The organism is Pseudomonas sp. LBUM1674 (assembly GCF_059695635.1).
Window position 1 is genome coordinate 1,289,064 of record NZ_CP166779.1, and the last position, 12,867, is coordinate 1,301,930.

General features: G+C 57.9%; 12 protein-coding genes. 7 read left to right on the forward strand and 5 right to left on the reverse strand.

From position 1 onward, the window contains the following. Positions 1–97 precede the first annotated feature (97 nt). Positions 98–1,021, forward strand: coding sequence for a LysR family transcriptional regulator (locus tag ACA067_RS05965; RefSeq protein ID WP_497460990.1), 924 nt, complete (start codon positions 98–100; stop codon positions 1,019–1,021). A gap of 85 nt (positions 1,022–1,106) precedes the next feature. Here the strand turns inward: ACA067_RS05965 and ACA067_RS05970 are convergent, their stop codons facing one another. From ACA067_RS05970 to ACA067_RS05990, 5 genes are all read right to left on the reverse strand, one after another. Continuing rightward, positions 1,107–1,820 carry an HNH endonuclease gene (locus tag ACA067_RS05970; RefSeq protein WP_497460991.1) on the reverse strand — a complete coding sequence of 238 codons (714 nt, stop codon included), beginning with the start codon at positions 1,818–1,820 and terminating at the stop codon, positions 1,107–1,109. A gap of 112 nt (positions 1,821–1,932) precedes the next feature. Further along, positions 1,933–2,469, reverse strand: coding sequence for a BRO-N domain-containing protein (locus ACA067_RS05975; protein WP_497460992.1), 537 nt, complete (start codon positions 2,467–2,469; stop codon positions 1,933–1,935). Positions 2,470–2,859: 390 nt separating this feature from the next. Beyond that, entirely contained in the window at positions 2,860–4,110 is a 1,251-nt protein-coding gene (locus ACA067_RS05980; RefSeq protein WP_064676236.1) for a ribonucleotide-diphosphate reductase subunit beta, read from the reverse strand. Between the two features lie 654 nt (positions 4,111–4,764). Continuing rightward, positions 4,765–5,079 (reverse strand): hypothetical protein, encoded by a 315-nt coding sequence (locus ACA067_RS05985; RefSeq protein ID WP_497460993.1) that lies wholly within the window; start codon positions 5,077–5,079, stop codon positions 4,765–4,767. A 188-nt stretch (positions 5,080–5,267) separates the two neighbouring features. Next, on the reverse strand, positions 5,268–5,531 hold the full coding sequence (locus ACA067_RS05990) for a DUF2790 domain-containing protein (protein ID WP_497460994.1): 264 nt from the start codon (positions 5,529–5,531) through the stop codon (positions 5,268–5,270). A gap of 439 nt (positions 5,532–5,970) precedes the next feature. On the opposite strand from ACA067_RS05990, the gene acs reads away from it, so the two are divergent. The 6 genes from acs to ACA067_RS06020 all read left to right on the forward strand — a co-directional run bounded on the left by acs (position 5,971) and on the right by ACA067_RS06020 (position 12,795). Next, a complete protein-coding gene (acs, locus tag ACA067_RS05995) occupies positions 5,971–7,926 on the forward strand; it encodes an acetate--CoA ligase (RefSeq protein ID WP_497460995.1) in 1,956 nt (651 codons plus the stop codon). Positions 7,927–8,639: 713 nt separating this feature from the next. Continuing rightward, positions 8,640–9,413: an ABC transporter substrate-binding protein gene (locus ACA067_RS06000; RefSeq protein WP_497455613.1), complete on the forward strand. Its 774-nt coding sequence runs from the start codon at positions 8,640–8,642 to the stop codon at positions 9,411–9,413. A gap of 91 nt (positions 9,414–9,504) precedes the next feature. Then, positions 9,505–10,194, forward strand: coding sequence for an ABC transporter permease (locus ACA067_RS06005; RefSeq protein ID WP_007943881.1), 690 nt, complete (start codon positions 9,505–9,507; stop codon positions 10,192–10,194). Then, positions 10,191–10,889, forward strand: a complete 699-nt coding sequence (locus ACA067_RS06010) for an ABC transporter permease (protein WP_497460996.1) — start codon at positions 10,191–10,193, stop codon at positions 10,887–10,889. Before ACA067_RS06005 ends, ACA067_RS06010 begins: the two co-directional genes overlap by 4 nt. Position 10,890: 1 nt before the next feature. Then, positions 10,891–12,003 (forward strand): M14 family metallopeptidase, encoded by a 1,113-nt coding sequence (locus tag ACA067_RS06015; RefSeq protein WP_497460997.1) that lies wholly within the window; start codon positions 10,891–10,893, stop codon positions 12,001–12,003. Positions 12,004–12,030: 27 nt separating this feature from the next. Next, positions 12,031–12,795 carry an ABC transporter ATP-binding protein gene (locus tag ACA067_RS06020; RefSeq protein ID WP_010457249.1) on the forward strand — a complete coding sequence of 255 codons (765 nt, stop codon included), beginning with the start codon at positions 12,031–12,033 and terminating at the stop codon, positions 12,793–12,795. Positions 12,796–12,867: the final 72 nt, after the last annotated feature.

The following is a 12,867-nucleotide window of genomic DNA, read 5'->3' on the forward strand; positions in this document are numbered from 1 at the left end:
TGTTTGCCTACATCCCTGTAAGTTGAGCGCGAAGGTTAACGGAAGGGCCTTTTTTGTGTTGCAATGCCACGTTGCGATAAATGCAATGAGGTGATCAATGGCTCTGGATAAGTTATGGGCGCTTGAAGTCTTCGCGACCGTAGCGCGCAAGCGCAGCTTCGTCGCGGCGGCACGCGCGCTGGGGCGCTCCCCCAGTGCGTTGACCCGCGCCGTTCAAGGCCTGGAGGAAAGTTCCGGGGTCAAGTTGTTTAATCGCTCCTCCAGCACCGTAGGCTTGACCGAGGCGGGTGAACGCTTGCTGCCCCATGCCTGCAAAATGCTGGAATTGCAACGTGAGGCGGATGAAGACCTGGCCGGTCTCAGCGGCATGGCGAGCGGTTGGGTGCGTTTTTCCGCCCCCGAGTTCCTCGGCCACGGCGGTTTGCCGCAATTGATCGCGCAGTACGCCGAGGATTATCCGGACGTGAACGTCGACGTGATCTTCACCGATGAGACCCTCGACCCGGTCAAGAGCAAGCTGGACTTCTCGATTCGCGGCGCGTTTGCGCAATCCAGTGACCTGATCGGCTATCCACTCTGGAGTTACTCGCGTCATCTGTACGCCAGCCCCGGCTACCTGCAGCGGCGCGGGACGCCTGAGGCGATTGAAGCGCTGGAGGCCCACTCGCTGATCCTGCACACGGCGCCGCGCATCCTCAAGGAATGGAATTTCCGCAGTGAGCAGCAGGCCATCAGCGTTCGGGTCCATCCACGGTTTCGTTTCAGCTCGGGCGTGGCGGTGTTCCAGGCCGCCCTGGCGGGCATCGGCATCGCTCGCCTGGCGGACTGGCTGGCGGAGCCCGAAGTGCAAGCGGGGCGCCTGCGCCGGGTCTGCCCCGAGTACCGGCTCACCGCCAGCAACGGTGACAGCCCGCAGATGCACGCGGTGTACCCGGCCGGGAACCTGCCGCTGCGGGTAAAGGCACTGCTGGAGGTGATTCGCGGGTTTGGTGACAGTCTTGAGCTCAAGCATGGACCTTAAACAAGCAAGAGCAAATCAAAAGCTCATTTAGAAAAAAACCGCCGTTAGGCGGTTCTCTGTAAATCTCCCTCGCCACAGAGTTCGCCTACTCGGGAATTAACCGTGCGACCCTCTTATAAAGCGAAGCGGTGAACCTCTCTCTGTCGCTCGAATGATGACAACGACGATGGCAGTTCGGGCACACCGCTACTGCGTTGGTGATTTGATCCGAGCCTTTTTCGGCAAGCGGCTTAACGTGGTGAACTTCCAGATAAGGCAAATCAAGTTTTTGAAACGGAGCCGGCTCGCCACAAGCTTCGCAATGGCCTTCCGCTTCATTTCGAACCCAGGCTCTGACTTCGGGATCACGTACATATACTGTGCGAGAACTTGCGGCTCGCTTTGGCTTCTTAATGCCCTTTGGCGGTTCCTTTATCTTTTGCTTTTGAATCGCGGCAGCGCGACGTTCTAGCGTTTCCTCATCGGCCGTGGGAATGGCGGGGTTGCCAGGTTGAACGCCTCGTTCGGTAAGTGCTGCCCGGATTAGCTGCTCAACATTCGAACCAACGTTTTTTGCAGGCTTATAGCCCCTAATAGGATTCCGATCCATCGTCGCCAGAACCCTAGAAATATTCTGCATTCGGAATTCGACAGAACCCTTGGTGCGGGTCGGCAAGGCTGATGCACGCAGTACGCGATTCTCATGTGCCTTGTTAAATTTTTGACCGATTAGCTCTAGCTCAAGCATTTTCAGATAGGCGTCAACCGCTGCCTTAATCTCAGGAACGCTCCAGTCGTTATCTTCTTTCTTGTCGCTCATACAACCGCCGAGGGTTAAAAACCCTCGGACGATACTGAGTGGCCATCACCGCTGTCTACGAAAATTCCTACAAGATATAGCGAAGAATCTCACGAGTGTTCCTACGAGCACGTCACCCAACGATCGAATGCTTCGACGACTGAAATATTTGAACAACTCTCCGCCACCAAGGCTTAGCGACCGTCGCCCGCCGCTGCGTCTGATCGTTTAAAAGGTAAGGCATGTCCCGTAGCCGTATCCAACCTTCATCCTGCCAATGCAGCAGACTCAACGACATCTCCGGCCAATCCAACAAACTCAGCATTGGTCGATCCGGATTTGCCGAAGGTTCTGCATCGCGTAAGGCTGCCACCACCTGATGGGTCAACCACTCACGCAGTAAGCGATTCCCTGGAACGTAGTGATAAACCAACAGCGCATATACCCCTGACTCGCTGAGCATCAGCTGTTTTTCTGGTTGCCGGAAATACTCTATCCACAAAACGCGACGCTGATCTTTATCCAGTTTACTGACCATACGATCACTCAGATGGACGCCCATCAAACGGCCAATATCGCGGGCGCAGAACCATGGTTGATTTTCAAGAAGAAGGGCGTGGAGGTGGAGGTTGTGGCGGGTGAAGATCGTCGGCCTAACGAGATTGCGCATGACCGATCGGTGTGGAGTTTCTGCAGGCATATCCATTACCTCTACGTATGAGTGGAAGAGGGCCGGAACCCGACGTAGAGGATCTAAGAAATCCCAACAGGCAGTTTCTCCCACTCACAGGATTGCGCGTGTATCGCTGATATCAGCGCGCGTTCTGTGGAAAGGAAGTTAGCTTCTACGTTGGGCGTTTCTTAGGCACCTGCTATAGAGCTTAGAGGTGCTCTGAAACGACATCAATGCGGACGATGCTCTAATTGTTGTAGGAGTTTTAGTGGCGAAGGTTGAGATTAGTGAGAATTTTCTTACCCAATAAAAAGGCCCCTATCAAATCGGGGCCTTTTGCAGTTCGATTTTTCGATTTACATCGTCAAATCAGGGTGAACTCGGGAATCAATCCCAGCTCAACGCCCCACCAGTCTGATACTCAATAACCCGAGTCTCAAAGAAATTCTTCTCTTTCTTCAAGTCCATGATCTCGCTCATCCAAGGGAACGGGTTAGTCGTCCCCGGATACTCTTCCTTCAACCCAATCTGCGACAGACGACGGTTAGCAATAAACTTGAGGTAATCCTCCATCATCGCCGCATTCATCCCCAGCACCCCGCGAGGCATGGTGTCGCGCGCGTATTCGATCTCCAGCTGAGTGCCCTGCAGAATCATCTGCGAAGCCTCTTCCTTCATCTCGGCATCCCACAAATGCGGGTTTTCGATTTTGATCTGGTTGATCACGTCGATGCCGAAGTTCAGGTGCATGGATTCGTCGCGCAGGATGTACTGGAACTGCTCGGCGACGCCGGTCATTTTGTTGCGGCGGCCCATGGAGAGGATTTGGGTGAAGCCGCAGTAGAAGAAGATGCCTTCCAGGACGCAGTAGTAGGCGATCAGGTTGCGCAGCAGTTCTTTGTCGGTTTCGACGGTGCCGGTTTCGAACTTCGGATCGGAGATCGAGCGGGTGTATTTGAGGCCCCAGGTGGCTTTTTTCGCGACCGACGGGATCTCGTGGTACATGTTGAAGATCTCGCCTTCATCCATGGCCAGCGATTCGATGCAGTACTGGTAGGCGTGGGTGTGGATCGCCTCTTCGAAGGCCTGGCGCAGGATGTACTGGCGGCATTCCGGGTTGGTGATCAGGCGGTACACGGCCAGGACCAAGTTGTTGGCAACCAGGGAGTCGGCGGTGGAGAAGAAGCCGAGGTTGCGCATGACGATGCGGCGCTCGTCGTCGGTCAGGCCTTCCGGGTCTTTCCAGAGGGCGATGTCGGCGGTCATGTTGACTTCTTGCGGCATCCAGTGGTTTGCGCAGCCGTCCAGGTACTTCTGCCAGGCCCAGTCGTATTTGAAGGGTACGAGTTGGTTGAGGTCGGCGCGGCAGTTGATCATGCGCTTTTCGTCGACCGCTACGCGGGCGGAGGCGCCTTCGAGTTCGGCAAGGCCTTCGGCAACGTCGAGGTTGTCCAGGGCGGCTTTGGCGCGGGCGATTGCGGCGGAGTCGGACGCAGTCACAGCGCGAGCTTCCTGGGCGGCAACACCACCGGCAGCATCAAGGCGGTCCATGTTGGCTTCGGTAGCGTGGCCGGCGTTGGCGCCTTTGACCACGGTTTCGCCGCTGTCTTCTTTGTCGAATTCGTCCCAGCTCAGCATGACGTGTCGTCTCCTGCGTGAGGGCCAGTTGCCCGTGTGAAAACTGATAGGTTGGTTTTTCACACGACCGACTGGCCGCGTTGGATCTAAAGGAAATCGTTTTTTGCAGCAGTACAACGCAGGCAATAAACAGAATTTTGTACGGGTGTTCCGAAGCCGCTGACGGGCGCAGAAAACATGAACGGCATCTGCGTGGGCTTCAGACTGGCTATTGACCCCTGTAAGGGAATATTGCAGGCCCGTTTAAGCCCGCATTATAAGGAAAAATTCAGCGCCGTGGTGCGGCGAATCGGCGCTGGGAACGGTCGGCAGGGCACGTTTTCCGGTCGGAGCGAGGGTTTACAGGGCTTTGGCGGATGAAGTTTTTTTTTCGCCTGGAATGGCTTGTTTTTGACGCTGTGATCGGGTTGGTGGCGGGGTAGAGGTCGTCTGAAATGCTGTGAGCCAAGCCGGGCGGGGCTTACAGAGGAGGAAGGGGGATTTGCGGGCGAAATTGTGTGCAGTTTTGCTCAGGAAATGACCTTGGAATTGTCTGGTCAAAAAATAGCCAGAAATTGAGGTTTTTCACTACATGTAGTGTTTTTAGTCGGTTTTGCGTGGCTCCAGACACAACTAGGCCCGACCGAAGTCGGGCAGTGAGGTTGCCACTGATGGTCAGCTGAGGCGAGCAGCTCCCACATGATCAGAACCATCGGCAGCGACCTTGGCGGCACCTGTGTGATCGAAGCCGTCAGCGGCGACTTTGGCGGCGCCAGTATGATCAAAACCGTCAGAAGCGAGTTTGCCCGCACCGACGTGATCGGAACCGTCGGAGGCGAAGGACGCCGAACCCGTATGGTCGTAACCGTCAGAAGCGACAGCTGCCGAGGTGGTGTAAGCGGCCGAGCCAGTGCGGTCGTAGCCATCGGCGGCGAAGGTGCTGGCAGCCAGGACGGAGAGGGTCAGGGCGAGGATCAGCTTGGTTTTCATGATAATGCTCCAGGTTCGTTGGCGTTTTGTGCCTTGGGTGTGGAATTGATACTACGCCGACTTTTTTGATTAAAAAGCGCAAATAAACGCTTAAAACAATCAGATAAATCGATATGTAAGGTCCGGCGCTTCATCTGCCTTAAACCGCGGGCGGGTGGGTCGAACCTTGGGAAAGTGGGGGTGGGTGATCAGCCGTTGGAGCAGCCGTTACCCATGACGCTGTAGCGCAGAATGTGGCGCTGACCTTTGGAGTCGTCGTATTCCATTTTGGCTGGAACAACTTCGCAGACGTTGGGGATTTCGCTCATGGATATAACTTTGGCGATGTCCAGGTCGGTGGAGTAAGTGTATTCCTCAATGGCGGGTTGCTGCTGTGCGACATCAGTCGGACCCTCGTTGGCCATGGCGGTTGCGCACAGGCTGCTGAGGGCCAGAACTAATAAAGCTTTCATTTCAGGTTTACCTTTCAGAGGTCGAGTGGGGTCACGCAACCTTTTTGGGGTTGCGTGTGGAGCTTGATTACCGGGATCTGGATTAACTGCCTTCGTGGGGGCTGCAACTTGGTTAATCACGTTGCCTTGTTGGCGAGGTGGATTTTAGGCGTGGGGTGGGCATTCATATAGGTGGGGTTTTGATAAACACCTTTGACAGATTTCGTAACAATCGACGAATAACGTTGTAGGAGCCGGCTTGCTGGCGATCTTGACGACGTGGTTTTACAGGTACACCGCATTCGCCGGCAAGCCGGCTCCTACAGGGGTTTTGGGCGTCTTTCGGGGTAATCAGGACATTTTGTAGGGGCTTGTTACTACCATCGTCGAATGGTTCTATAGGCCCGGTCCGGCTACAACTGGGTCATACAAAAACAACTATTCCACCGAGGTAAGAAAGATGAGTGCGGCTTCCCTGTATCCCGTTCGTCCCGAGGTAGCAGCCAACACGCTGACTGACGAGGCCACCTACAAGGCCATGTACCAGCAGTCGGTCGTCAACCCGGACGGCTTCTGGCGCGAGCAAGCCAAGCGCCTCGACTGGATCAAGCCTTTCACCACGGTGAAGCAGACCTCTTTCGACGATCACCATGTCGACATCAAGTGGTTCGCCGACGGCACCCTCAACGTTTCCTACAATTGCCTCGACCGTCATCTGGCCGAGCGCGGCGATCAGGTCGCGATCATCTGGGAAGGGGATGACCCTGCCGAAAGCCGCAACATCACCTACCGCGAATTGCACGAAGAAGTCTGCAAGTTTGCCAACGCCTTGCGCGGCCAGGATGTGCACCGCGGCGACGTGGTGACTATCTATATGCCGATGATCCCCGAAGCCGTGGTCGCCATGCTGGCCTGCACCCGGATCGGCGCGATTCACTCGGTGGTGTTCGGTGGGTTCTCGCCGGAAGCCCTGGCGGGCCGGATCATCGACTGCCGCTCCAAAGTGGTGATCACGGCCGACGAAGGCGTGCGTGCCGGCAAGAAGATCCCGCTCAAGACCAACGTCGATGACGCGCTGACCAACCCGGAAACCAGCAGCGTGCAGAAAGTCATCGTGTGCAAGCGCACCGGTGGCGATATCAAGTGGAACCAGCATCGCGACATCTGGTACGAAGACCTGATGAAAGTGGCGGGCAGTGTCTGCGCGCCGAAAGAGATGGGCGCCGAAGAAGCGCTGTTCATCCTTTACACTTCCGGTTCCACCGGCAAGCCCAAGGGCGTGCAGCACACCACCGGCGGTTACCTGCTGTATGCGGCCATGACGCACGAGCGCGTGTTCGACTACCGCCCGGGTGAAGTCTACTGGTGCACCGCCGACGTCGGCTGGATCACCGGCCACACCTACATCGTCTACGGCCCGCTGGCCAACGGCGCGACCACCTTGCTGTTCGAAGGCGTGCCGAACTATCCGGACATCACCCGGGTGGCGAAGATCGTCGACAAGCACAAGGTCAATATCCTCTACACCGCGCCGACCGCGATCCGCGCGATGATGGCGTCGGGCACTGCCGCTGTTGAAGGCGCTGATGGCAGCAGCCTGCGTCTGCTGGGTTCGGTCGGCGAGCCGATCAACCCGGAAGCCTGGGATTGGTACTACAAGAACGTCGGTCAGTCCCGTTGCCCGATCGTCGACACCTGGTGGCAGACCGAAACCGGCGCGACCCTGATGAGCCCGTTGCCGGGTGCTCACGGTTTGAAGCCGGGTTCTGCGGCGCGTCCGTTCTTCGGCGTGGTGCCGGCGCTGGTGGACAACCTGGGCAACATCCTCGAAGGCGTTGCCGAGGGCAACCTGGTGATTCTCGATTCGTGGCCAGGCCAGGCGCGCACCCTGTATCGCGACCATGACCGTTTCGTCGACACCTACTTCAAGACTTTCCGCGGCATGTATTTCACCGGTGACGGTGCGCGTCGTGATGCAGACGGTTACTACTGGATCACCGGCCGTGTGGATGACGTGCTCAACGTGTCCGGGCACCGCATGGGGACTGCCGAGATCGAAAGCGCGATGGTCGCTCACCCGAAAGTCGCCGAGGCGGCGGTGGTCGGTGTGCCGCATGACATCAAGGGGCAGGGCATTTATGTCTACGTCACGCTGATCGGTGGTGAAGAGGCGACCGAGCAATTGCGCCTGGAGCTGAAGAACTGGGTGCGCAAAGAGATTGGCCCGATTGCTTCGCCGGATGTCATCCAGTGGGCGCCGGGGTTGCCGAAGACGCGTTCGGGCAAGATCATGCGCCGGATTCTGCGCAAGATTGCGACCGCTGAGTACGATGGGTTGGGGGATATTTCCACCCTGGCGGATCCGGGCGTGGTGCAGCATTTGATTGATGAGCATAGGACGATGAATGTTGCGTAAGCGTCGTCTCTGAGTCATTGAAAGCCCCATCCGGTGTTGTGCCGGATGGGGCTTTTTTTGTCTGTGGATTTTGTGTTGGTTGGTCGGGCCTCATCGCGGGCAAGCCCGCTCCCACAGGGTTTTGGGATTGGTTCAGATTGCATGCGCACCACAAATCCTTGTGGGAGCGGCGGTGCGGCGATCCGACTTGCCCGCGATGAGGCCCGGTCAGGCACTACATAAACAACGACCAATAATTATCGGCTTCATTTGTAGGCGCTTTCCCACTGTTACCCGTCACCCTTCAAGTAACTGAATGTGTAACCGCTCGCGCCGTTACGGGGCATTGGGAAACGCAAAGTCCCACTTTCGGGCCTCGTCCGCGCTCATGAAAAATAAGGTATGACGCTACACTTGCCGGATTAGAAGGCTTTGCCAATAATAGGCCCGCAATTTGCAACTTCGATCGGTTCACTGTCTTTTGCTCTTGCATGAAATTGCAAGGCTGTCAACGCGCCCGAACGGCTTTCTCGGTGCTTCTGTAATTTGTTGTCGCATTGAAGAAATATCGGCTTCGGGCCTGTCGTTAGAATGCCGATCACTCGCTCGTCGTTGCTCGCGTTGAAATCAACGTGGGTTTACCAGGACGCAGCACTGCTTTGCGGTTCCACTCATTCGCATATTGGGCTGTCGCTCACTCTGCCGTTTTAGCCCTTTACCGATGGAGTCCCAAGATGAAGAAACTCGTGCTGCTTGGCGCCCTGGCACTGTCCGTGCTGTCCCTGCCGACGTTCGCTGATGAAAAACCGCTGAAAATCGGTATCGAAGCGGCTTACCCTCCGTTCGCTTCCAAAGCGCCGGATGGCAGCATCGTGGGTTTCGACTACGACATCGGCAACGCCCTGTGCGAAGAAATGAAGGTCAAGTGCACCTGGGTCGAACAAGAGTTCGACGGCCTGATCCCGGCCCTCAAGGTGCGCAAGATCGACGCGATCCTGTCGTCCATGTCGATCACCGAAGACCGCAAGAAGTCTGTGGACTTCACCAACAAGTACTACAACACCCCGGCGCGCCTGGTGATGAAGGCCGGCACCCCGGTCAGCGACAGCCTGGCTGAGCTCAAGGGCAAGAACATCGGCGTGCAGCGTGGTTCGATCCACGAGCGTTTCGCCCGCGAAGTCCTGGCCCCACTGGGTGCCGAGATCAAGCCTTACGGTTCGCAGAACGAAATCTACCTCGACGTGGCCGCCGGTCGCCTGGACGGCACCGTGGCAGACGCGACCTTGCTGGATGACGGTTTCCTGAAAACCGACGCCGGCAAAGGTTTCGCCTTCGTGGGCCCGGCCTTCACCGACGAGAAGTACTTCGGCGACGGCATCGGCATCGCAGTACGCAAAGGCGACGCCTTGAAAGACAAGATCAACTCCGCGATCACTGCCATTCGTGCAAGCGGCAAGTACAAGCAAATCCAGGACAAGTACTTCGCCTTCGATATCTACGGCAAGTAATCGTCCCCGCAACAAGTCCGAAATGGCGCAAGCAACAGGATCTCTGAGGTTTGCGCCATTTTTTCATCCCCCCTTTTCGAGGACCTGAATCATGTTGAAAGGCTACGGGGCTGTCATCCTCGATGGCGCATGGCTGACGCTTCAGCTTGCCTTGTCGTCCATGGTCCTGGCGATTGTTCTGGGTCTGATCGGCGTTGCGCTGCGTCTGTCCCCGATTCGCTGGCTGGCCTGGCTGGGCGACCTGTACTCCACGGTGATCCGCGGGATTCCCGACCTGGTGCTGATCCTGCTGATTTTCTACGGGGGGCAGGACCTGCTCAACCGCGTCGCACCGCTGCTTGGTTTTGACGACTACATCGACCTCAACCCGTTGGCCGCCGGTATCGGCACCCTGGGGTTCATCTTCGGTGCGTATCTGTCGGAAACCTTCCGCGGCGCCTTCATGGCGATTCCGAAGGGGCAGGCCGAAGCCGGCATGGCGTACGGCATGAGCAGTTTTCAGGTGTTCTTCCGGGTGCTGGTACCGCAGATGATTCGCCTGGCGATTCCCGGTTTCACCAACAACTGGCTGGTACTGACCAAGGCCACCGCACTGATTTCGGTGGTGGGTCTGCAAGACATGATGTTCAAGGCCAAGCAGGCGGCAGATGCCACCCGCGAGCCTTTCACCTTCTTCCTCGCAGTGGCGGCGATGTACCTGGTGATCACCAGCGTCTCGTTGCTGGCATTGCGTCACCTTGAGAAGCGCTACTCGGTAGGCGTAAGGGCGGCTGATCTATGATCTTCGACTACAACGTCATTTGGGAGGCTTTGCCGCTGTACTTCGGCGGCCTGGTGACCACCCTCAAACTGCTCGCACTGTCGCTGTTTTTCGGTCTGCTGTGCGCGTTGCCGCTGGGCTTGATGCGCGTCTCGAAGAACTCGGTCGTCAACTTGAGCGCCTGGCTCTACACCTACGTGATCCGCGGCACGCCGATGCTGGTGCAGCTGTTTTTGATCTACTACGGTCTGGCGCAATTCGAAGCGGTGCGTGAAAGCTTCCTCTGGCCGTGGCTGTCCAGCGCCACGTTCTGTGCCTGCCTGGCGTTCGCGATCAACACCAGTGCCTACACCGCCGAAATCATCGCCGGCAGCCTGCGCGCTACGCCGAACGGCGAGATCGAAGCGGCCAAGGCCATGGGCATGTCGCGCTACAAAATGTACAAACGCATCCTGCTGCCGTCGGCCCTGCGCCGGGCGCTGCCGCAGTACAGTAACGAGGTGATCATGATGCTGCAGACCACCAGTCTGGCGTCCATTGTGACTCTGATCGACATCACCGGCGCCGCGCGCACGGTCAACGCGCAGTTCTACTTGCCGTTCGAAGCCTACATCACCGCCGGTGTGTTCTACCTCTGCCTGACCTTTATCCTGGTGCGCCTGTTCAAACTGGCCGAGCGCCGCTGGCTGGGCTATCTGGCCCCGCGGAAGCACTGATATGGAACGCATCGACCATGCATTGCCGTGGAGCCATCTGGGCAGCGAACGCCGGATTTCGGTGTTCCGTTTCGGCAGTGGTGAGCGCAAGGCCTACATTCAGGCCAGCCTGCACGCCGATGAATTGCCGGGGATGCGCACGGCCTGGGAGCTGAAAAAGCGCCTGACCGAACTCGAAGCCCAAGGCTTGCTCAACGGCGTGATCGAACTGGTGCCGGTGGCCAACCCCCTGGGCCTTGGTCAACTGCTTCAGGGCAATCATCAAGGGCGTTTCGATGCGGGCAGCGGCAAGAATTTCAACCGGGATTTCGTCGAGCTGAGTGCGCCGGTTGCTGCCGAGCTGGATGGACACCTGGGTGATGATCCGCACGCCAATATTCGCTTGATCCGTCAGACCATGAGCGATGTGCTCGCCGCATTGCCGCCCGCCGCCAGCCAGCTGGAAGGCATGCAGCGCATCTTGCTCAGTCATGCCTGCACCGCCGACGTGGTGCTGGATTTGCATTGCGATACCGACGCGGCGCTCCACATGTACGCCTTGCCGCAGCACTGGCCGCAGTGGCGTTCGCTCGCCGCGCACCTGAACGTCAAGGTGGGTTTGCTGGCGGAAGATTCCGGCGGCAGCTCCTTCGACGAAGCCTGCTCGCTATCGTGGTTGCGCCTGTCACGGCTATTTCCGGATGCGCAGATTCCGCTGGCGTGCCTGGCGACTACCATCGAGCTGGGTGGTCAGGCCGATACCGGTCGCGCTGAAGCCTGCGCTTACGCCGAAGGCATTCTGGCGTTCCTCGCCGAACAGGGTCTGATCAGCGGTGAATGGCCAAAACCTGCGCATGAGGCTTGCGAAGGTTTGCCGTTCGAAGGCACTGAATTGCTGTTCGCGCCGCACCCTGGCGTGATCAGCTTTTTGCGCAAACCCGGCGAGTGGGTCGAAGCCGGCGACGAGATTTTCGAAGTGATCGATCCGTTATCGGATCGGGTCAGCACGGTGTGTGCTGGTACGTCCGGGGTGCTGTTTGCCATTGAACGGCTGCGTTATGCCCAACCCGGTTTCTGGCTGGCCAAGGTGGCGGGGCGCGAAGCGCTGCGTCACGGGCGCTTGCTCAACGACTGACTGACTGTTTTTGTGAGAACCGACCGCATGTACAAACTTGAAGTCCAAGACCTGCATAAACGCTATGGCAGTCACGAAGTGCTCAAGGGCGTGTCCCTGAAAGCGGCGGCTGGCGATGTGATCAGCATCATCGGCTCCAGTGGCTCCGGCAAAAGTACGTTCCTGCGCTGCATCAACCTGCTCGAGCAGCCGCACGCGGGCAAGATTCTGCTCAACAACGAAGAGCTGAAACTGGTCGCCAACAAGGACGGCGCGCTGAAGGCGGCCGACCCGAAACAGCTGCAACGCATGCGTTCGCGCCTGTCGATGGTGTTCCAGCATTTCAACCTGTGGTCGCACATGACGGCGCTGGAAAACATCATGGAAGCGCCGGTGCATGTACTCGGCATGTCCAAGGCCGAAGCCCGCGAGAAGGCCGAGCACTACCTGAACAAGGTGGGCGTGGCGCATCGCAAGGACGCTTACCCGGGCCACATGTCCGGCGGCGAACAGCAGCGCGTGGCGATTGCCCGGGCGCTGGCGATGGAACCCGAGGTGATGCTGTTCGACGAACCGACGTCGGCGCTCGACCCGGAACTGGTCGGCGACGTACTGAAGGTCATGCAGGCCCTGGCCCTCGAAGGCCGGACCATGGTGGTGGTGACGCATGAAATGGGCTTCGCCCGGGAAGTGTCGAACCAGCTGGTGTTCCTGCACAAAGGTATCGTCGAAGAAAGCGGCAACCCGCGTGAGGTGCTGGTCAATCCACAGTCCGAACGCTTGCAACAATTCCTCTCGGGCAGCCTGAAGTAATCGCTCCCGTTACGCACCGGGATAGTGCATGCTTCGCCGTTTAGAAGCTGGCCCCGATCCCTTGTGGGAGCG